The organism is Aliiruegeria haliotis (genome assembly GCF_003003255.1).
GTDB classification, from domain to species: domain Bacteria; phylum Pseudomonadota; class Alphaproteobacteria; order Rhodobacterales; family Rhodobacteraceae; genus Tropicimonas; species Tropicimonas haliotis.
This window is the reverse complement of record NZ_PVTD01000016.1, coordinates 1-19,893: the sequence shown is the minus strand read 5'-3', so window position 1 is coordinate 19,893 and position 19,893 is coordinate 1. Positions and strand designations below refer to the sequence as shown.

16 protein-coding genes and 1 pseudogene are annotated in these 19,893 nt (G+C 63.5%); 6 read left to right on the top strand and 11 right to left on the bottom strand.

Translation table 11 applies throughout. The features are described from left to right. Window positions 1-16: 16 nt before the first annotated feature. From CLV78_RS22130 to bhcA, 5 genes are all read right to left on the bottom strand, one after another. A complete protein-coding gene (locus tag CLV78_RS22130; protein ID WP_106208114.1) occupies window positions 17-1,003 on the bottom strand; it encodes a type I glyceraldehyde-3-phosphate dehydrogenase in 987 nt (328 codons plus the stop codon). Window positions 1,004-1,073: 70 nt separating this feature from the next. Beyond that, entirely contained in the window at window positions 1,074-2,042 is a 969-nt protein-coding gene (gene bhcD, locus CLV78_RS22125) for an iminosuccinate reductase BhcD (RefSeq protein ID WP_106208112.1), read from the bottom strand. Window positions 2,043-2,138: 96 nt separating this feature from the next. Beyond that, window positions 2,139-3,302 (bottom strand): 3-hydroxy-D-aspartate aldolase BhcC, encoded by a 1,164-nt coding sequence (gene bhcC, locus CLV78_RS22120; RefSeq protein ID WP_106208110.1) that lies wholly within the window; start codon window positions 3,300-3,302, stop codon window positions 2,139-2,141. 14 nt (window positions 3,303-3,316) lie between these two features. Next, on the bottom strand, window positions 3,317-4,267 hold the full coding sequence (gene bhcB, locus CLV78_RS22115) for a beta-hydroxyaspartate dehydratase BhcB (RefSeq protein WP_106208108.1): 951 nt from the start codon (window positions 4,265-4,267) through the stop codon (window positions 3,317-3,319). A 13-nt stretch (window positions 4,268-4,280) separates the two neighbouring features. Next, window positions 4,281-5,471: an L-aspartate--glyoxylate aminotransferase BhcA gene (gene bhcA, locus CLV78_RS22110; protein ID WP_106208106.1), complete on the bottom strand. Its 1,191-nt coding sequence runs from the start codon at window positions 5,469-5,471 to the stop codon at window positions 4,281-4,283. 168 nt (window positions 5,472-5,639) lie between these two features. Here bhcA and bhcR point away from each other — a divergent pair, with 168 nt between their 5' ends. Further along, window positions 5,640-6,488, top strand: a complete 849-nt coding sequence (bhcR, locus tag CLV78_RS22105; protein ID WP_106208105.1) for an HTH-type transcriptional regulator BhcR — start codon at window positions 5,640-5,642, stop codon at window positions 6,486-6,488. Here bhcR and CLV78_RS22100 read toward each other — a convergent pair. From CLV78_RS22100 to CLV78_RS22090, 3 genes are all read right to left on the bottom strand, one after another. Then, entirely contained in the window at window positions 6,469-7,341 is an 873-nt protein-coding gene (locus CLV78_RS22100; RefSeq protein ID WP_106208103.1) for a bifunctional allantoicase/(S)-ureidoglycine aminohydrolase, read from the bottom strand. The genes bhcR and CLV78_RS22100 overlap by 20 nt on opposite strands. Before the next feature lie 441 nt (window positions 7,342-7,782). Next, window positions 7,783-8,214 carry a MaoC family dehydratase gene (locus CLV78_RS22095; RefSeq protein ID WP_106208101.1) on the bottom strand — a complete coding sequence of 144 codons (432 nt, stop codon included), beginning with the start codon at window positions 8,212-8,214 and terminating at the stop codon, window positions 7,783-7,785. A gap of 14 nt (window positions 8,215-8,228) precedes the next feature. Continuing rightward, window positions 8,229-8,699 carry a heme-degrading domain-containing protein gene (locus CLV78_RS22090; protein ID WP_106208099.1) on the bottom strand — a complete coding sequence of 157 codons (471 nt, stop codon included), beginning with the start codon at window positions 8,697-8,699 and terminating at the stop codon, window positions 8,229-8,231. Between the two features lie 367 nt (window positions 8,700-9,066). On the opposite strand from CLV78_RS22090, the gene CLV78_RS22085 reads away from it, so the two are divergent. From CLV78_RS22085 to CLV78_RS22060, 5 genes are all read left to right on the top strand, one after another. Further along, window positions 9,067-11,157 carry an FAD-dependent oxidoreductase gene (locus tag CLV78_RS22085; RefSeq protein WP_106208097.1) on the top strand — a complete coding sequence of 697 codons (2,091 nt, stop codon included), beginning with the start codon at window positions 9,067-9,069 and terminating at the stop codon, window positions 11,155-11,157. A gap of 154 nt (window positions 11,158-11,311) precedes the next feature. Next, a complete protein-coding gene (locus tag CLV78_RS22080) occupies window positions 11,312-12,883 on the top strand; it encodes an acyl CoA:acetate/3-ketoacid CoA transferase (protein ID WP_106208095.1) in 1,572 nt (523 codons plus the stop codon). Beyond that, entirely contained in the window at window positions 12,880-13,647 is a 768-nt protein-coding gene (locus CLV78_RS22075) for an enoyl-CoA hydratase/isomerase family protein (protein WP_106208093.1), read from the top strand. Before CLV78_RS22080 ends, CLV78_RS22075 begins: the two co-directional genes overlap by 4 nt. A gap of 2 nt (window positions 13,648-13,649) precedes the next feature. Continuing rightward, window positions 13,650-15,176, top strand: coding sequence for an aldehyde dehydrogenase family protein (locus CLV78_RS22070; RefSeq protein WP_106208091.1), 1,527 nt, complete (start codon window positions 13,650-13,652; stop codon window positions 15,174-15,176). A gap of 517 nt (window positions 15,177-15,693) precedes the next feature. Further along, the gene (locus CLV78_RS22060; RefSeq protein ID WP_211301056.1) at window positions 15,694-17,280 is read left to right on the top strand and encodes a GMC family oxidoreductase; all 1,587 of its coding nucleotides are present in this window, start codon (window positions 15,694-15,696) and stop codon (window positions 17,278-17,280) included. 519 nt (window positions 17,281-17,799) lie between these two features. On the opposite strand, the gene CLV78_RS22055 is transcribed toward CLV78_RS22060, so the two are convergent. The 3 genes and pseudogenes from CLV78_RS22055 to CLV78_RS24660 form a co-directional block, all read right to left on the bottom strand. After that, on the bottom strand, window positions 17,800-18,570 hold the full coding sequence (locus CLV78_RS22055) for a 3-ketoacyl-ACP reductase (protein WP_106208087.1): 771 nt from the start codon (window positions 18,568-18,570) through the stop codon (window positions 17,800-17,802). Between the two features lie 24 nt (window positions 18,571-18,594). Further along, entirely contained in the window at window positions 18,595-19,752 is a 1,158-nt protein-coding gene (locus CLV78_RS22050; RefSeq protein WP_106208085.1) for an acyl-CoA dehydrogenase family protein, read from the bottom strand. 9 nt (window positions 19,753-19,761) lie between these two features. Beyond that, window positions 19,762-19,893 (bottom strand): annotated as a pseudogene (locus tag CLV78_RS24660) (electron transfer flavoprotein subunit alpha/FixB family protein); the annotation flags it as partial.

Below are 19,893 nucleotides of genomic sequence, written 5' to 3'. Positions count from 1 at the left end.
CCCTCTCCCAAATTCCCTAGCGGCGCGCGCAAAGCCTCCGCGCCATGTCGATCATCCGTGCCGAAAAGCCCCATTCGTTGTCGTACCAGCCGAGCAACCGCAGCTGGCTGTCCTGCTGGACAATCGTTTCCGGCAAGGCGAGGATCAGCGACTCTGGCCGTTCGCGCATGTCGCGAGAAACGCAGGGATCTTCGGTCAGGCCAAGAACGGGCGAACGCGCCGCGATCTCGCGCAACCGGCGCCGGATGTCGGCCCCCGGCGGGCGGGTCAGTTGCAATGTTGCGTCGATGGCCGAGACGCTGAGGCAGGGCACCCGCACCGCCGCAACGCTTGTGCGCGGCCCGATCGACGGCAGAACCTTTGACAGGTCGTCTGCCGCGCTGGTCATGGTTGGCACCATCGATTCCGCACCGGCCCGCCCCCGCGCCAGATCGCTGCGCGGCCCGTCCACGATGGGCTGGCTGCCAGTGTAGCAATGAATGGTCGTCACATGCGCGCGCTCGATTCCGAATGTGGCATCAATGGCTTGCAGCAGCGGCGCGATGGCGTTGGTTGTGCAGGACGAATTGGACACGATGCTTGCGGTGTCCGGCACGTCCGCGCCGGCGCCGAATACGGCAGTGGCATCCACGAAACCCGACGGGCCAGACACCAGAACCGCCCGCGCCCCTGCGGCCAGCCCGCGTTTGGCGATCTCGCGGCTGTCCACCCGGCCGGTGCATTCCAGCACAACATCGGTTCCAGCCAGATCAAGCGTTGCAAGGTTGGATGCTCCGGAAAACGGGATGCGCCTGTCGCCAACCGTCAGGCAGGCGCCATCCGCTTCAACCCGGGAAGGGTAGGGGCCAAAGACGCTGTCGTATTGAAACAGGTAAGCGCAGGTTTCCAACGCCGCGATGTCGTTGATGGCGGTTACTTCGATGTCTGCGGTGTCGGGCCGCGACAGGATCTGCCGCAGAACGGTGCGCCCGATCCGCCCGAACCCGTTGATTGCCACTTTCATCAGATGGTCGCTCCTGCGCAGGCGGGCGTGCATTGGCCAAACCGCGGCCGGGTGATCGGGGCCGGGTGCATCAGAAATCAACTTCGATCGCGATGCCCTGTTGCACGGCAAGGTCAACCACGCTGGCAGCAACCGCCAGATCCTGCAGGCCCACGCCGGTGCCGTCGAACAGTGTGATTTCCTCGGCCGACGTCCGCCCCGGATGGGTGCCGTTGATAACCGCGCCGATCTGCTGCACGTCGCTTTGGGCGATCAACCCCTGGGCCACCGCGTGCTGCGCCTCGCCAATGCTGACGGATTGGGCCACCTCGTCGGTGAACACGGTGGCGCGGGGCAGCAGGGCGGCGTCTAGCTCCTGCTTGCCCTTGGTGTCGGTGCCCATGCAGGCGATATGCGTGCCGGGCGAGACGTGATCGGCCATCAGCGAGGGCGCAAAGGCGGAGGTGATCGAGATCACCACATCCGCCTCCTGCCCCAGCCTGTCCAGTTGGGCCGCCTCGAAGGGCAACCCGGCCTCTGCCGCCACCTTCTCGATATTGGGCAGCATCTCCGGGTGGTAGTTCCAGCCGACAACCTTTTCGAAGCTGCGCTGCTCAAGCGCCGCGCGCAGCTGGAAGGTGGCCTGATGGCCGGCGCCGATCATGCCAAGCACCTTCGCGTCCTCACGCGCCAGATGCTTGATCGACACCGAAGACGCCGCGGCGGTGCGCAGCGCGGTCAACAGGTTGCCGCCCACGATGGCCTTCACCCGGCCGGTGTCCGGATCGAACAGGAACACGGTGGATTGGTGGTTGATCAGATCGAACTTTTCCAGGTTGTTTGGCCAGTAGCCACCGGCCTTCAGGCCCAGCGTCTTGCCCGCGCGATCAAAGCCGCCCTTGAACCCGTAGAGCGCATCCTCGTAGCCGATAGCCTCGCGGACGACCGGGAAGTTATAGGCATTTTTCGATGCCATGGCGGCAAACACGCCCTCCACCGCGTCAAAGGCGGCGGCGCGGGTCATCAGATTGCCAATTTCGCGTTCGGGGACGATCAGCATGGGGGAGTTCCTTCAGGCAAAGGTCCGCGCGCGGCGCTCAGCTTGGCTGGCGCGCGGACAGTCGTTTTTGCAGCAAGGCTGCCGGATGTTTGGGGATCAGTAGGCTTTGCCGCGGGCCGAGACCGGCCACAGGGTTTCAACCTTGCCGCCCCGCACCCCCACATACCAATCGTGGACGTTACAGGTCGGATCGCAATGGCCGGGTACAAGGCGCAGCCTGTCGTTCACCTTCAGCGCGCCGGTCGGGTCCATCACCACGCCGTGTTCGTCGGAGCACTTGACGTAGTCAACGTCGTCGCGGCCGAATACGGTTGGCAAACCGCTGTCGACCGATTGCGCCTTCAGCCCGGCATCCACAATCGCCTTGTCGGCCTTGGCGTGGGACATGACGGACGTCAGGATGAACAGCGCGTTCTCCCATTCGCCATCGTCGATGCGCTTGCCGTCCTTGTCGAGGATGCGGCCGTAGTCGGCATCCATGAAAGCGTAGGAGCCGCATTGCAGCTCGTTGAACACGTTCGACGCGCTTTCGAAGTAATAGCTGCCGGTGCCGCCGCCGCCGACGATGTCGCATTCCAGCCCCTCGGCCTTCAGCGCCTCCACCGCGTCGACCACCATGTCGATGGCGATCTGTGTTTTGCCTTTGCGGTCCTCGTAGCTGTCGAGGTGCTGCATCGCGCCCTGATAGGCCTGAATGCCGGAAAAGGTCAGGTTTTCGGCGGCGTCGATAGCCTTTGCGATCTCGACAACCTGCGGCGTGGTGGTGACGCCGCAGCGCCCGGCGCCGCAATCGATCTCCACAAGGCATTCGATCTTCGTTCCGGCCGCGACGGCACCGGCAGACAGCGCGGCCACATTGGCCAGATCGTCCACACAACAGATCGTGCGGGCGCCAAGCCTGGGCAGGTTGGCCAATCGCTTGATCTTGGTCGGTTGCGTCACCTGATTGGACACCAGAATGTCCTTGATGCCCCCGCGGGCGAAAACTTCCGCCTCCGACACCTTCTGGCAGCACACACCACAGGCGCCGCCCAGCGATTCCTGCAACTTTTGCACATCGACTGATTTGTGCATCTTGCCGTGGCTACGGTGGCGCATCCCGGCGGCCTTTGCGAAATCGCCCATCTTCTTCACGTTGCGCTCCAGCGCATCGAGATCGAGGACCAGGCAGGGCGTTTGAATGTCGGCCTCGTCCATGCCAGGCAGGGCGGGAACGTCGAAGCCAACGTCGAGGTCTTGGAAATCCACATGTGTGTTCATGGCTTGAGTGTCCTTCACTTGATCCATGGCAGGCGGTCGAGATCGACATTGCCGCCGGTGATGATGATCCCGACCCGCTTGCCCGCGAACCGGTCCTTGTTTTGCAGAATGGTCGCCAGGGGCACCGAGGAGCTGGCCTCCATGACGATCCGCAGATGTTTCCAGGTGAGCTTCATCGCGTCGACGATCTCGCCTTCCGAGGCTGTCAGGATATCCGTGACGTGGTTGGAAACGAAATGCCATGTCAGATCTTTCAACGGCACCAGCAGCCCGTCGGCGATGGTTTTCGGTGCGTCGTCGGCAATGATGTGCCCGGCCTTGAAGCTACGATACGCATCGTCGGCTTGTTCGGGCTCGGCCGCGATGATCTGCGTTTCCGGCGCCTGATGGGCCAGCGTCAGGCAGGTGCCCGAAATCATCCCACCACCGCCGATCGGGACCACCACGATGTCCAGCCCGTCGGTCTGCTCCATGAACTCGCGGGCGCAGGTGCCTTGCCCGGCGATAACGCGCGGGTCGTTATAGGGATGCACGAAATCGCCGCCCGTTTCGGCCTGAACACGGGCAAATGCTTCCTCGCGCGACGAGGTCGAGGGCGCGCATTCGGTGATCTTGCCGCCATAGCGGCGCACCGTGTCTTTCTTGGCCTGCGGGGCCGTGCGCGGCATCACAACGTTGCAGGGGATGCCCCGGCGGTTGGCGGCATAGCTCAGGCACGAGGCGTGGTTGCCCGACGAATGAGTAGCAACGCCCTTTTCCGCCTGTTCATCGCTCAGCCCGAACACGGCATTGGAAGCGCCCCGCACCTTGAAGGCGCCGGGCTCCTGAAAGTTCTCGCATTTGAAGAACAGCTGGGCGCCGGTCAGCTCGTTCAGATAGGCCGATGTGCGCACCGGCGTCCGGTTTATATGGGGCCTGATCCGCTCGTGGGCGTCCAGCATGTCCTGATAGGTTGGGATATACATCTTGGCAGGTTCCTCAGGCAGCGGATTTGAGCGCGGCCGACGGGTGCGAGCGATAGTATTCCTGCGCGGCCGCAACGCCCGAGCCAAGCGGAATGTTCAGTCCAAGATCGGCCATACACATCTCCGCCGCGCCCAGCCCGCTGAGGGTCATCACGTCGGTCAGGCTGCCCAGATGGCCGATGCGGAACACCCTGCCGGCCACCTCGCCCAGGCCAACGCCGAAGGCAACGCCAAAGGTGTCGGCGGCATGGGTGACGATATCGGTTGCGTTGAAACCTTCCGGCGTGCGGATGGCGCTGACCGTATCAGAGTAGACATCGGGCGAGGTGGCGCACAGCTCCAGCCCCCAGGCACGCACAGCGGCGCGAACCCCTTCGGCGATGCGATGATGCCGGGCAAAAACGTTTTCCAGCCCTTCCGACAGCAGCATGTCCAGCGACAGCTTCAGCCCGTTCATCAGCCCGACGGGGGGCGTGTAGGGGAAGGCGCTGGCGTTGTAGCCGTTCTGCATGTCCTTGATATCGAAGAAGGTGCGCGGCAATTCGGCGGTTTTCGAGGCCGCCACGGCGCGATCCGAGAAGCCGACGATGGCCAGACCGGCGGGCAGCATGAAACCCTTCTGGCTGCCGGTCACGGCAACATCCACGCCCCATTCGTCAAAGCGGAAATCCATCGAGGCGATGGACGACACGCCATCGACAAACAGCATCGCGGGGTGCCCGGCGGCATCCAGCGCGCGGCGCACGGCGGCGATATCGGATTTCACGCCGGTCGCGGTTTCGTTGTGTGTGGCCAGCACAACCTTGATCTTGTGGCCGGTGTCGGCGCGCAGGATCTCTTCGTAGTGATCCGCCGGCAGGCCGTTGCCCCACGGGCTTTCCACGATCTGCATGTCCAGCCCGTGGCGCTGGCACATGTCGATCCAGCGATGCGAGAACATGCCGTTGCGCGCCGCCAGAACCTTGTCGCCCTTGCTCAGCGTGTTGGTCAGCGCGGTTTCCCAGCCGCCGGTGCCGGTGGAGGGGAAAATGAAGATATGTGCGCTGTCAGACTTCAGAACCTTGCGCACGCCATCAAGGCAGGGATGCAGGATCTTGCCGAAGGTCGGGGAGCGGTGGTCGATTGTCGGCATGTAGCAGGCCTGGCGCACGGCCTCGGGCATGTTTGTCGGGCCGGGAATGAAGACGGGATTCTGGAAGCTCATGGTGGTCTCCTATGGGGCTGTTCCCGACACTAGGGGCGGCCAACGGATCGCGATACTTTTTTGAAATCGCCTTTCAGATTTCGGGTGAACTCAAAAAGTAACGTGTTGTCAAGTGGTTGAATTTTTCATATCGTGAATTTGATTTTCTTGAAAAGTAGGGCGCATCTTATGAAATCACCGAATAATGGGGGGCGGGCGATCCGAAAATCGCGTGGGCGGCCCCGTGATTTCCACGACAAGACGCCACAGAACACGATCAAGTCGCTGGATCGAGCGATGGAGGTGTTCGAATATCTCAGCACCACGCAGGGCAGGGCCCTGTCGGAGCTTGCGGCTGAGATGGATCAGGCCCCGGCCACGATCTATCGCATCCTGATCACCCTGGAAGGGCGCAAGTTGGTGGAGTTCGATCCGACCAGCCAGGTTTGGTACATCGGCCCCCGCGCCTTCGTGATTGGCGCACGGTTCCTGCGGCGCACCAGCCTTGTGGATCGGGCGCGGCCGGTACTGCGCCAATTGATGGAAGACACCGGCGAAACCGCCAATCTGGGGATTGAGCAAAACGGCCGCGTGCTGTTTGTCAGCCAGGTGGAAACCCACGCTAGCATCCGCGCGTTCTTTCCGCCTGGCACGCTGTCGCGGCTGCACGCCTCCGGCATCGGCAAGGCGTTGCTGGCGCAGATGGCACCCGACCGTATCGAACGGTTTCTGAATGCGGCGCCGTTGGAGCGCTTCACCGAATTCACACTGACCGGGCGGGACGAGTTGTTGGAAGATCTGGAAGCGACCCGCCAGCGCGGCTTCGCCCTTGACGGGGAAGAGCGTAACCTCGGCATGCGTTGCATTGCTGCGCCGATCTTTGACGTTCACAACGAGGCCGTGGCGGGAATTTCGGTGTCCGGGCCGACCTCTCGGGTCAGCCCGGAGCAGATCCCGGCTCTGAGCGCGGCCGTTCTGACCGCCGCGAAAAACCTGACTGACGCAATCGGCGGCAGTGCTATTCTGCCGCCGGCCTGACGCTCGACGTGGATTGGTGAGACAGCGTGCCGGGCGGGCGCAGGGCCATATGGCGGTTCACGTCCTTGTATAGCAGATACCGGAACTTGCCTGGCCCGCCTGCATAACAAGCCTGCGGGCAAAAAGCGCGCAGCCACATGTAATCTCCGGCCTCCACTTCCACCCAATCCTGATTGAGCCGGTACACCGCCTTACCTTCCAGAACGTAGAGCCCGTGCTCCATCACATGGGTTTCGGCAAAGGGGATCACCGCGCCCGGCTGGAAGGTCACGATCGTGACATGCATGTCATGGCGCAGGTCCGCCGGATCGACGAACCGGGTGGTGGCCCATTTGCCATCCGTGCCGGGCATCGGTGTTGGGGCGATGTCGTTTTCATTGGTGATCAGAACATCGGGATGGGGCAGGCCGGGCACCGGCTCATAGGCTTTGCGGATCCAGTGGAAGCGCAGCATGTCGCTGCCCGTATTGTGCAGGGCCCAGTCCGTTCCGGCAGGCAGAAAGGCATAGCCGCCCGGCGCAAGCACGTGTTCCGCGCCATCAACAGACAGCACCGCCGACCCCTCCACCACGAACAGCACACCTTCGGCCATCGGATCGGTTTCCGGACGGTCCGACCCGCCGCCCGGCGCGACTTCCATGATGTATTGCGAGAAGGTCTCGGCAAACCCGCTCAATGGCCGCGACAAGACCCAGAGCCGTGTCTTTTCCCAGAACGGCAGAAAGCTTGTCACGATATCCCGCATCGTGCCCTTGGGAATAACCGCATAGGCATCCGTGAAGACAGCCCGATCGGTCAGCAGTTGGTCCTGGCCGGGATGCCCTCCCGTGGGGGCGTAGTAGCTCGGTGGCATGGAGGCTCCTCTGGGTTCTGGCCTCCCAGTATCGTTGCGTTTGCGTATGGCCACCACCCGCCATCGGGAAGCAACTCCTTTCGGGAAAGATTGAAAATTGCCGCGACCTGATGGGAATGCGATCAAATGGCAGGCGATGTTGCGGGGTCCGAAGACAACCTGCCGTCAGGTCCAGCCATAGGTGGGGCTAGGGCTACGGATTTCCGGGAGAGTGATCGCCACCAACGCACACCCTATAGCGCTCCGCCCCCTTTCGACCGAAGACAGGCATGGCGATATGGGGCGATTTTGCACCCGACAGCAGAGGCCACGCCTGGATCGCTAGGCCGCTTCAATCCTCCAGTCAGAAATGGCCGGTGGAAACGTGGGGCACGCCACTGTCAGCGTCCGGTCGAACGCCTCCCGCGAGATCGGAAATCCCCGCAAATATCTAGAATGCCGCTAGTCGGGCACCCAGGTCATGATGTGCGTTGCGACGGCGACTGTCTTGCCGCGCTGGTTGGTCACCGTCACGTCGGAAGTCGAGCGGCGCTTGTCAGGGTCATAGGCCGCCAGCACATATGTGACTTCAATGGTGTCCCCCAGCATAACGGGCGCGACGAAGCGGATGCGGTCATAGCCGAGCGACACCGGGGTGCCGTAGTCGCCGCCGATGCGCCCTTCGCAGGCCTTGGACGAGCAGGTCGACATGTACCCGATGGTCAGCGCGCCATGGGCGATCCTGCCGCCGAAAGGCGTGTTCGACATCATGTCTTCGTCGACATGGTTGGGCGACAAGTCACCCGTGATCCCGGCGAACTGGTAGACGTCGGATTCGGAGACGGTTTTCCTGAACCGGTGGGTTTCGCCGATGGCGAAGGGGGCGCTGTCCATGGTCGGATTCCTTTTCACAGCATTTTGCCGAGCACGCGAACGATCATGGCGTGGTCGTCTTCCGACGCAAGGCCGGAAACGGTGACTGCGCCGACGACACCGACACCGGCGACGCGGATCGGGAAGCTGCCCCCATGCGCGGCGAACTCCAGCGGGTCGAAGCCAAAGTCGGGGCCAACGGATTTACCCTGGGCCTCGAACAGAATGCCGACCAGCATCGAGGACTGGTGCTTGCGCAGGACGATATTGCTCTTGCGCCGCGCCCAGTGATCGTTGTCCGGCGCGCTTCCGGGCAGGGCTGCGTGAAACAGCGTTCGGTCCGCCGTGCGAATGTTGACCACGACCGGCGCCGCTTGCGCGGATGCCTCTGCGACCAGCGCATTGCCAAGCGCGACGGCGGTGGTCTCGTCGAAACGGGACAAGACCAGCGTTTCTTCCTGTCGTTCCAACTCTTCCTGGGTTGGCATTGGGGTCGAGGCGTTCATTTTCACATGTCCTTGTGGTTCCGGAATGGGTATCAGGCAGGCGTGCCCGGCGAGGTGGTTTCCCTGCTTCGATCCTGCCGCGTTGTGCCGAAACTACGCCCCGGAAGGACGTTCCGCCATTCCGAAACCGGCCTATGCTTGCCCCGTGCTGTCATCAGCCCGGAATGTTTCACGACGTTTCCATATTGGTTAACCGATTGACCTGCGATTTGAAACCCAATAGTGGAGGATTCCACAGGATCCTGAGCGGGCGGGACCGACTCCGTGGCCGGGCGCACCATGATCGGCACATCGGTCGGGATGGCTCCGAATGCCCATTGTCGTCGTCGGCCCGAACGCAGCCCCAGGCCATGAATGGAGAGTGCACATGACCATCAACGTTCCTCAGGACATTCTGGACGCGCTGACAGATGTCAAGATGCCCAAGCTGGCGCCGGAACCGCCGTCGGACGCGGTCGTTGAGGCCGGTGCGGTAAAAATCCCTGTCTTCAGGGCTGATTGTGTCGTTGTGGGGAGCGGTGCGGCGGGCCTGCGCGCGGCAGTGGAGATGAAACGCCGCGACGTGGATGTCACGATCATCAGCCAGAGCGCGTGGGGCGGCACGTCCGCCTGTTCCGGCTCGGACAAGCAGACGCTCCATACGGCCAATACCGCGGATCAGGGGGACAACTTCCTTGCCATGGCCGAGTCGCTCCGGGCCGGTGGCGCGATGGACGAGGACACGGCCTATATCGAGGCAGTTGGATCGCAGCGGGCGATGGGGTCGTTGCAGTTCATGGGGTTGCCGTTGCCGCAGGCCGAGACCGGCGCAATCCTGCGGTATCAGACTGATCACGACGAGGTCGGCCGCGCGACAAGCTGCGGGCCGCGCACGTCGCGCCTGATGGTCAAGGTTCTGGCCGAAGAGGCGCTGCGGCTTGAGGTTCCGTTCTACAATCAGACCACGGCGATCCGCATCCTGACCGACGGCGAAGGCAAAGGCCGCAAGGTCTGTGGCATCCTGACGATCCGGGCGCGGGAGCGGAGCGAGACGAACCCGTTCGGGCTGGCCGTGTTCCAGTGCCCGCTGATCGTGCTGGCCGCCGGCGGGCCGGGGGAGCTGTATCGCGACAGCGTGTTCCCCAACGGCTGTTTCGGCTCTCTTGGCCTCGCGCTTGAAGCCGGGGTGGACCTGGTGAACATCACCGAAAGCCAGTTCGGCATAGGCACGCGGCGCGAAGGCTTCCCGTGGAACCTCTCCGGCACCTATGTGCAGACAATGCCCTACATCTATTCGGTGGATGTGGAGGGAAAGGAACACAACTTCCTGGCAAAATACTACCGCACGACACAGGAACTGGCGTCCAATGTGTTCCGCAAGGGGTACCAGTGGCCATTCCACGCGACCCGGATGCTGGACTTCGGCTCCAGCCTTGTCGACCTTGCGATTCACCGGGAAACCAGTGCAGGCCGCACGGTCTATATGAACTTCAACCGAAACCCGGAGCCGGTGGATGGCGACCTTCCGTTCAGCCTCGACCGGCTGGACGAGGACGTCACGCACTACCTGCGGCGGGCCGGCGCCAATCAGGACATGCCGATCGACAGGCTGCGGCACATGAACCCGCTCGCGATCGAGTTGTACCGCCGATACAAGATCGACATCGCCGTCGAACCGCTGGAGTTCGCGGTCAACAACCAGCACATGAACGGCGGTGTCGCTGTCGACATCTGGGGCCGAAGCTCGCTGCCGGGGTGCTATGCTGTTGGAGAGGCGGCGGGAACGCACGGCGTGACGCGACCCGGAGGGTCGGCGCTGAATGCCGGACAGGTGTTTGGCACGCGGGTTGCGGAGCATATCGCGGGCAGCGCAGAGGCGACGCGCGGGGCCGAACCCGCCTTCGAAGCTCCCTTGCGGGATGCCGTGGATTGGCTGAATGGGTTCCTCCGCACGGAAGGAGCGCCTGATCCGGACATTGTGCGCGAGAGCGTGCAGGCGCGGATGAGCGACAAGGCGGGAATTCTGTGCACGCCCGGGGATGTGGCGGAGGCACTTGCGGAGGCACAGGCGTTGAATGCGGAGATCCGGGGGGCGGGGATGGCCTATCACCGCGCCGCGGAGGTGCCGCGCGCCATTCAGTGGCAGCAAATGGCCCTGGCGTCGGAAGCGGTTCTCGCCGCGCTCGACCATTTCATTCGGAATGGCGGTGGCAGCCGTGGGGCGCGGGCGATTTGCGATCCCGACGGCGAGTGCTTGCCAGACACGCCACAGGGGGTGCTGGAGCAGTACCGGTTCCGCCGCGAGCGTGAGAGCCACAAGTCCAATCAGATCCACGTTCGTCTGGACGGTGAAGAGATCCGAATATCGGAACGTGAGAACCGTCGCTTTGACCCAAGCCAAAAGCCCGCCTTCGAGCGGGACTGGCCAGATTGGTTGACCGGCCAGATCTATGAAAAAGGGCCCGCGGGCAACGATTGAGGGCTTTTGTCGCGCCATCAACCTGGCGTGGCAAAGCGAATTAGGTTGACCGAAGGTTAAACGTTCTACTAAAACTTGGAGCAACTAGACGCGTTCCTGATGATGGCTCCGAAATGGGGCTCGTTTGACGGAGTCCGAATGCCGAGGCTGATCGATGAGCAAGACAAAAACTGCTGAAGAGGCCGTGAGGCGTATTCCTGATCGCGCTGTCGTGACGGTGTCGTCTTCCTCGGCGCTGGGCTGTCCGGATCTGCTGCTGCGAAGGATCGGGGAGCGGTTCGAGGCCGAGGGACATCCGCGCGGGCTGACCACGCTGCACCCTATTGGCGCTGGCGACATGTACGGTGTGAAGGGCATCGACCACATCGCGCGGGACGGATTGCTCGAACGGGTCATTGCCGGATCCTTCCCGTCCGGCCCGTCGAGCCTGCCGATGCCCGAGATCTGGAAGATGATCGTCGAGGACCGGGTTGCGGCCTACAATGTCCCGTCCGGGATCGTATTCGACATGCACCGGGATGCGGCTGCGGGCCGCCCCGGGGTGTTGACACAGGTTGGTCTGGACACGTTCGTCGATCCGGTTCGCGAGGGCTGCGCGATGAATGCGCGCGCGGCGGCGGCTCCGATCGTGCATCGCGCGGAGTTCGGTGGGCACACCTGGCTGCATTTCCCCAATATCGCCCCGGATGTCTGCCTGTTGCGGGCGACGACTGCGGATGAGCGGGGCAACCTGACATACGAATACGAAGGCGCCTATCTGGGCGGGCTGGAGCAGGCGATTGCCACCCGCAACAACGGCGGGCTGGTGATTGCGCAGGTGCAGCAGGTCACGGCGGCTGGCTCCTTGCGTCCGCATGACGTTCGGGTGCCCGGCCACCTTGTTGATGTCGTCGTGATCGACCCGGACCAGAAACAGACCTGCGAGACGATCTACGATCCGGCGATCTCCGGGCAGGTCATGCGCCCGTGGTCCAGCTTCACCATTCCGGAACACGGTGTGGAGAAGGTGATTGCCCGACGTGCCGCGATGGAGCTGCAGGCCGGGATGACGGCCAATCTCGGCTTTGGAATAAGCGCCATGGTCCCGCGTGTTCTTCTGGAAGAAGGGCATGAAAGGGCGGTGACATGGGCCATTGAACAGGGAGCGGTCGGCGGCATGCCACTCACGGGATTCGCATTCGGTTGCGCCTCCAACGCCGATGCCTTTGTGCCCGCTCCTAACCAGTTCACCTTCTTCCAGGGCGGGGGGTTCGACGTGGCCTTCCTGTCGTTCATGGAGGTGGACGTGGAGGGCAACGTCAACGTGTCGAAGCTGGGCAAGAAGCCGTACCTCACGGCGGGCTGCGGCGGCTTTGTCGATATCACCTCGCATGGGCGCAAGATCGTTTTCTCCGGCTGGTTCGAGGCGGGGGCCGGGATCGAGCTGTCGGACCAGGGCATCCATGTGCGCCAGCCGGGCAAGTTCACCAAGATGGTCGAGAAGGTCGAGCATGTCACCTTTTCGGGTCGTCGGGCGCGGGAGCTGGGGCAAGAGATCCTCTATGTCACCGAACGCTGCGTGATGCGCCTGACCGAGAGCGGGCCGGTTGCGGTCGAGATCATGCCGGGGATTGATCCGCAGGCTGATATCGTCGGCGCCTCCGAGGGCCGTATCCAGATCGCGGAGAATGCCACGACGGCGCCGCTTGCGTTGCTCTCCACCGGGCCGATGGGGTGGGCGCCATGAGCAATGTCATTCTGAGTGTCACCGGGCCCACCGCCGAGCTGCGGCTCGACAACCCGGACAAGATGAACGCCTTTACCGCAGGTATGGTGGAGCAGCTTGGGCAGCATCTCGAAGAGATCGAGCGCCGGACGGATGTTTCCTGTGTGCTGGTCACGGCAACAGGGGAGCGTGCGTTCTGCACCGGGGCGGATATTCTGGCATGGGGGGCGTTGTCGCCTTCGGAGTTTGCGCGGCATTGGGTGCGCGACGGGCATCGGGTGTTCGACCGGCTGGCGCGGCTCTCCAAGCCGACCATTGCCGTACTGAATGGCCATGCCTTTGGCGGCGGGCTGGAGCTTGCGGCGGCCTGTGACGTGCGCGTCATGGCCCCCCACGCGACGCTTGCCCTGCCGGAGACCGGTGTGGGCATCGTGCCCGGATGGTCCGGCACACAGCGCCTTGCGCGGCTCGTTCCCGAGCCCGTGCTCAAGGAAATGGCGCTGTTCGGGCGTCGGATCGGGGCCGAGCGCGCCTTGCAGGTTGGTTTGGTGGCCGAGGTTGCCGAGGACGTGCGCGCGGTGGCGCTCAAGATGGCCGAGCGGGCAGGGCGCCTGTCGCCGCGGGCGGTGGAGATCACGAAATCCATGATCCATGCTGCGCAGGGCGAAGACCGTGGCGCGATGGTCGAAGCCATCGGGGCGGCCGCGATTGCCGCCACCGAAGACCGTGCCGAGGGCGTGTCCGCCTTCGCCGAAAAACGAAAGCCCAAGTTCCCGGGAACCTGACCATGACCGAGCTCACAGTAATCGCCGCCGCGGACAGGCCACTTCCGGTCGAACCATTCCGGGGGCGTCACCTGATCGACGGTGAGTGGGTCGAGAGTGCGGATCGCGCGACGTTCGAGCGTCATTCCCCGGCGCACGGAATCCTGGTCAGCCAGTCCGCCAAGGGTGGTCTGGCCGAAACGGATGCCGCCATCGAGGCCGCCCGCAAGGCATTCGACGCCGGTCTCTGGAGCCGGATATCGGGCAAGGAGCGGGCGACGATCCTGCTGAAAGTGGCCGACCTGATCGAAGCCAACATCGACGAGATTGCCCGATGGGAGACGCTGGAAAGCGGCAAGCCCATCACGCAGTCGCGCGGAGAGGTCGGCGGGGCAGGGGACCTGTGGCGTTATGCGGCCTCGCTCGCGCGGACGATGAAGGGCGACAGCCACAACACGCTGGGCGAGGACATGCTGGGCGTGATCCTGAAGGAGCCTATCGGTGTTGTTTCGATCATCACGCCATGGAATTTCCCGTTCTGGATCCTGAGCCAGAAGCTGCCATTTGCGCTGGCGGCGGGCTGCACTTGCGTCATCAAACCGTCGGAGATGACGCCGACCACGACGGTGCGCATGGGCGAGTTGTTGATCGAGGCCGGGATTCCCGCCGGGGTGGTGAACATCGTGCTGGGCTACGGTCAGCCGGTGGGCAGCCGCATGTCGGAGCATCCAGAGGTCGACATGGTGACCTTCACCGGCTCCACGGCGGTCGGCAAGACGATCTCCGCCACCGCTGCCGGCACACTAAAGAAGGTCGCGCTGGAGCTTGGCGGCAAGAACCCGCAGGTGATATTCCCCAACGCCGATCTGGACGGCGCGGCGGATGCCGTGACCTTTGGCGTCTATTTCAACGCCGGTGAATGCTGCAACTCCAGCAGCCGGATCATCGTGCACGAGGACATCGCGGAGACCTTTGTCGAGAATGTTGTGGCGCTGTCGCGCAGGGTCGCCTTTGGCGATCCGCTCGACCCGGACACGCAGGTCGGCGCCATCGTCACGCCGGAGCATCAGGCGAAGATCGACGGATATGTCCGCGAGGCGGAGGCTGCGGGCGCGCGGATCTGCCTTGGCGGCGGATCGCTGACGGTGCCGGGCGCCGACGGGCAGTTCTACCAGCCGACGGTTGTGGTCGGTGTGACACCCGACATGCCGATTGCCCGCGAAGAGGTCTTTGGCCCGGTGCTCTCGGTCCTGACGTTCCGGACGCTGGATGAGGCGCTGGCCATCGTGAACGATGCGACCTACGGGTTGTCGGCCGGGATCTGGAGCGACGATGTGCACACCTGTCTCGATTTCGCACGACGTGCGCAGGCGGGCACGGTCTGGACAAACAGCTGGATGGACGGCTTCCCGGAAATGACCTTCGGGGGCATGAAGCAATCCGGACAGGGGCGGGAGATCGGACCATACGGGCTCGATGAGTTTCTGGAGGTAAAGACCCTCGCCATGCGGATCGGCCAGACCCGTTCGCCCTGGGTTCGGGGAAGCTGACCCGGCATCGCTCGCGACGAAACGATCCCAGATGGAGGTGATTGGAATGTGTGGTTCCCTTGGGAGGACGTCGACAACGGCCTCGGCCGACGCCGCGATGACCAGCATGTTGAAATCCAGATACCTCAAGGTCCTTCACCGGTGCACCAGATGTGGCGAAGCCTAAGTGCCGACCGGATGGCCCGCCCGGATGGCGCAGCCGAGCGCCGGACATGGAGGTCGGTGGGGCCCTCGCGCATCCAGCGCATGGCTGAAAAGCCGCCGACCGCCGTCCAGACGTCCGCTTTCGGCAGTCAGGGCCGGGTTGCTGGCGCCGGAGTTGGTCCTGTCAGCCCGAGCCGCTCGGACATCGGGGCCATTGCAGGCCACGGTGGTCGGAACCCGTTCGGAGGGGCGGGCGCATCATTCGCGCGGCGCGACCCACCGATCTATCGGAAACCGCTCGCGGTGATTGAGTTCCACCCGAGCGATCGCGCGCGGGAGCGCCATTGAGATCCGCGAAAACTGGAGACTGGCCATGACGATACAATATGACTTCATCATCGTGGGTGGCGGTTCGGCAGGATCCGTCATGGCGGCGCGCCTGACGGAACACCCAGACACCCGGGTTCTGCTTCTGGAGGCGGGCGCGCGCGACCGGCATCCGCTTTATCACCTGCCGGCAGGATTCGCGAAGATGACCAAGGGCATCGGCAGCTGGGGTTGGAGCACGGTGCCGCAGAAGCACATGAACGACATGGTGATCCCCTATACCCAGGCCAGGGTGCTGGGCGGCGGCTCCACGATCAACGCGCAGATCTACACGCGCGGCAATGCGCTGGACTATGACGAGTGGCGGCAGATGGGGTGCGCGGGCTGGGGCTATGACGACGTGCTGCCGTATTTCCGGAAGTCCGAGGACAACGATACCTTCGAAGATCGCTACCATGGAAAAGGGGGCCCGTTGGGTGTCAGTCAACCTTCAGCGCCGCTCCCGATCTGCGAAGCCTATTTCGAGGCAGCCGGGAAATTGGGCATCCCGCGCAACCACGACCTGACCGGAGCGTCTCAGGATGGCGTTGGGTATTATCAACTGACCCAGAGGAACGTGCGTCGCTGCTCTACATCGGTTGCCTTCCTGAACCCGGCGCGCAAACGGCCGAACATGACGATACGTACCGGCGCACAGGTGACGCGGATCGTCGTAGAGAAGGGGCGGGCGATCGGCGTTGAACTGGCCGGGGAGGGCGTGATCCGGGCCGAGGCCGAGGTGATCCTTTCCTCGGGCACCATCGGCAGCCCGCGCTTGCTGATGCTGTCGGGGATCGGGCCGGCGGATCACCTTGGAGAGCTTGGCATTCCGGTGGTGTTCGATCAGCCGGGCGTGGGATCGAACCTGCAGGACCATATCGACCTGTTCCTGATTGCTGAATGCACCGGCCCGCATACCTATGACCGCTATTCGAAGCCCCACATGTCAGTGGTGGCCGGGTTGCAATACCTGCTGACGCGCAAGGGGCCGGTGGCGTCCAGTTTGTTTGAAACGGGGGGCTTCTGGTATGCCGACCCGGATGCGCGCTCGCCGGACATCCAGTTCCATCTCGGGCTGGGCTCGGGCATCGAGGCGGGTGTGGAGGCCATGCCCAATGGTGGCGTGACGCTGAACTCCGCTTACATGCGGCCGCGCTCCCGCGGGACGGTGCGCCTTGCTTCGGACGACCCGGCCGCAGCCCCCCTGATCGACCCGAATTATTGGCAGGACCCATACGACCGTGAAATGTCCATCCGTGGGCTGAAACTGGCGCGGGAGATCATGGCTCAGGAACCGCTGAAACCCTTCGTCAAGGCCGAGCGCCTGCCGGGGCCAGAAGTGACCACGGATCAGGATTATTTCGACTACGCCTGCAACCATTCCAAGACAGACTACCACCCGGTCGGCACCTGCCGAATGGGAATCGACGACGATGCGGTGCTCGACACCTCGCTGCGGTTCCGCGGAATAGACGGGCTTCGCGTGGTCGATGCCTCCGTGATGCCGACGCTCATTTCATCCAATACCAATGCCGCGACGATCATGATTGCGGAGAAGGCCGCCGACCTCGTGCGGGAGGCTCACGGAAGCTGACGAGGCGACACCTGCGCCGTAAACGCTGCCCGGCACGCAGTGGTTTCGGCGTGCAGTGTCAGTCTGGTGCCGCAGGGACATTCGTTGATGCCGGAGGGTAGCCTCGCCGGTTCGTCAGGCCACGGCCGGGATCGGTTCTGTTTGCAATCGCGCGGCGGCGAACCACGTGCAGCCCAAGGGTTGGGTTCGTCGGTCAGGTGATTGATGCCATGCAGAAAGCGGTCCTCACCGCGTTCGTGCCCTCGACGTCGGCGGAGCGGGCATGTGCAACCGTCAAGGTCAACAGCGATGACAGCGCCGGATTTCAGACTCAGGTTGCCTAGGCGATGCCGAACACAGCCTGTGTGAGGCGGCATGGCGGAGAGTCTTCTGGCGTGATTGCAACCGGCGATCCAGCGCCAGAGCAGTACGCAGACGTCCGGTGTGACGCCGCATACCATCCAGCGCGACTTGGAGCTGTAGCAAGGGAAAGGCACAGCGCGGACCGCCCGCGCCGCGCTCGAAGGCACGGTGTTTGGCTCAGAGCCTTTGCAGGGTCAGGCCACCATCTGGGCGGATGGCCTGACCGACACAGTACGGCATCTCGCCATTCGCCGCCGCTGCGGCAGCTTTCCCGACCTCGTCAGGCTGCCCGAAGCGTGGGACCAGTGTGATCCCGTGATCCTCGATCATCTTGCCATAGGTTTCCAGCACCGGGCGGGACAGGTCGGTCTCGATGATGCCGGGCTGAATGTCGAACACCTGAATGCCTTCGGGTGCCAGCCGCTGCGCGAACGCCTTCGTGACCATGCCGGCTGCCGCCTTGGAGACGCAGTACTCCGCCTTGTCGATGGATGACGCAAAGGCGCTGACAGAGGTGATGTTGGTGATGGTCCACGGCAGGTCTGCCGAACGCTCGCGGGCCAGCAGGCGGTTGGCAAAGGTCTGGGTGAGGAAGAAAACCGCCTTGGCGTTCTTCTCCATCACGTGGTCCCAGCTGTCCGCCTCGGTTTCGAGAATGTCGGCCTTGCGCAATGGGCCGACACCGGCGTTGTTCACCAGGGCGCAGAGCGGCCCGCCCAGCAGGTCTTCGGCGCGGTCCAGCAGCGCGGCGTGATTTTCCGGGTTGCTCACATCGCCCGGCACTTTCACCGCCCGCACTCCCTTTGCCTCGATCGCGGTGCAGGTATCGGCCATGGCGTCGCTTTCACTCAGCCCATTTACGGCAACGTTGAACCCCTTGTCGGCCAGCGCCAGCGCAATGCCGTGGCCAATGCCCCGGCTGGAGCCGGTCACGAATGCGTTTTTCATCTGTGTGTCCTCCCTGTGTGACAATCAGCGGGCGCCGTGCCGAACCAACTCGCGACCGATGATCGTGCGTTGGATCTGGTTGGTGCCTTCATAAATCTGGGTGATCTTGGCGTCGCGGTAGAGCCGTTCTACTTCAAAGCCCTGGATGTAGCCCGACCCGCCGAACACCTGCAGCGCGTTTGATGTCTGGGCCACGCACATGTCGGCGGCAAAGCACTTGGCAATCGAGCAGGCCTTGCCGGCAGTTTGCCCGTTGTCCAGCCGCAACGCGGCATCGCGCACCAGTGCGCGGGCGGCGGCGATGTCCTTGGCCATGTCGGCCAGCAGCCATTGCAGTCCCTGGTTGTCGATGATTGCCTTCCCGAACTGCTTGCGCTGTTGGGCATAGTCCAGCGCGGCTTCGAGCCCTGCTTGCGCGATCCCAGTCGCGAGCGCGGCAATGCCCACGCGGCCTTTCTCCAGCACGCTCATCATGATGTAGAAGCCCCGGTTCAACTCGCCCAGCAGGGCGTCCTCCGGCAGCTTCACATCGTTGAACTTCAGGGCGCCGATCTGGCTTGAGCGTTGGCCGAGCTTGTGTTCCTTGGGGCCGCGTTCAACGCCCTCGCTGTGCAGATCGACGATGAAGATGCTCATCCCCCGGTGCCCGGCGTCGGGATCGGTGCGCGCCAGGACAAAACCAAGGTCGGCCACGGGCGCGTTGTGGATCCACAGCTTAGAGCCGTTCAGCACCCAGCCATCGTCGGTTTTGGTGGCGGTGCTGCGGATCCCGGCCACGTCGGACCCGGCCTCTTCCTCGGTGATGCAATAGGCGATGATTGTCTCGGCACTCAGAACGGGCTTCAGGTAGCGCGCTTGCTGTTCGGAGCTTCCGTATCGCGACAGCAAGGTGCCGATCAACTCGATCACACCGCACTGATCGGCAACGGAGGCATAGCCACGGGCAAGCTCCTCCATGACGATGGAATAGGCCAGCGCGTCCATGCCCGCACCGCCCAGAGTGTCAGGGACTGTGATGCCAAACAGTCCAAGCGCGCCCATCGACCGGTAAAGATCGCGTGGAAAGGCGGAGGATCGGTCCAGTTCTTCGGTGATGGGGCGGATTTCGCCGTCGGCGAAGTCGCGGACGGTATCGGCAAGTTGCGCGTAGGTTTCAGCGTCGTTCTTCGGAAGCAGGATCATGTGGGATTCCTAGAAGCAAGCGGTGAGTTCGGGCATTGCGGCGTGCAGATCGGCGACGAGTCCGTAGTCTGCGACCTGGAAGATCGGGGCCTCTTCGTCCTTGTTGATTGCGACGATGACCTTGGAATCCTTCATGCCTGC

Coding starts and splice junctions, on each gene's coding strand:
- bhcR (WP_106208105.1), top strand. CDS start 5,640: ATGAAATCACCGAATAATGGGGGGCGGGCGATCCGAAAATCGCGTGGG.
- CLV78_RS22060 (WP_211301056.1), top strand. CDS start 15,694: ATGACGATACAATATGACTTCATCATCGTGGGTGGCGGTTCGGCAGGA.
- bhcB (WP_106208108.1), bottom strand. CDS start 4,267: ATGTATATCCCAACCTATCAGGACATGCTGGACGCCCACGAGCGGATC.
- CLV78_RS22050 (WP_106208085.1), bottom strand. CDS start 19,752: ATGATCCTGCTTCCGAAGAACGACGCTGAAACCTACGCGCAACTTGCC.
- CLV78_RS22055 (WP_106208087.1), bottom strand. CDS start 18,570: ATGAAAAACGCATTCGTGACCGGCTCCAGCCGGGGCATTGGCCACGGC.
- CLV78_RS22070 (WP_106208091.1), top strand. CDS start 13,650: ATGACCGAGCTCACAGTAATCGCCGCCGCGGACAGGCCACTTCCGGTC.
- CLV78_RS22130 (WP_106208114.1), bottom strand. CDS start 1,003: ATGAAAGTGGCAATCAACGGGTTCGGGCGGATCGGGCGCACCGTTCTG.
- bhcA (WP_106208106.1), bottom strand. CDS start 5,471: ATGAGCTTCCAGAATCCCGTCTTCATTCCCGGCCCGACAAACATGCCC.
- bhcC (WP_106208110.1), bottom strand. CDS start 3,302: ATGAACACACATGTGGATTTCCAAGACCTCGACGTTGGCTTCGACGTT.
- CLV78_RS22085 (WP_106208097.1), top strand. CDS start 9,067: ATGACCATCAACGTTCCTCAGGACATTCTGGACGCGCTGACAGATGTC.
- CLV78_RS22090 (WP_106208099.1), bottom strand. CDS start 8,699: ATGAACGCCTCGACCCCAATGCCAACCCAGGAAGAGTTGGAACGACAG.
- CLV78_RS22100 (WP_106208103.1), bottom strand. CDS start 7,341: ATGCCACCGAGCTACTACGCCCCCACGGGAGGGCATCCCGGCCAGGAC.
- bhcD (WP_106208112.1), bottom strand. CDS start 2,042: ATGCTGATCGTCCCCGAACGCGAAATTGGCAATCTGATGACCCGCGCC.
- CLV78_RS22095 (WP_106208101.1), bottom strand. CDS start 8,214: ATGGACAGCGCCCCCTTCGCCATCGGCGAAACCCACCGGTTCAGGAAA.
- CLV78_RS22075 (WP_106208093.1), top strand. CDS start 12,880: ATGAGCAATGTCATTCTGAGTGTCACCGGGCCCACCGCCGAGCTGCGG.
- CLV78_RS22080 (WP_106208095.1), top strand. CDS start 11,312: ATGAGCAAGACAAAAACTGCTGAAGAGGCCGTGAGGCGTATTCCTGAT.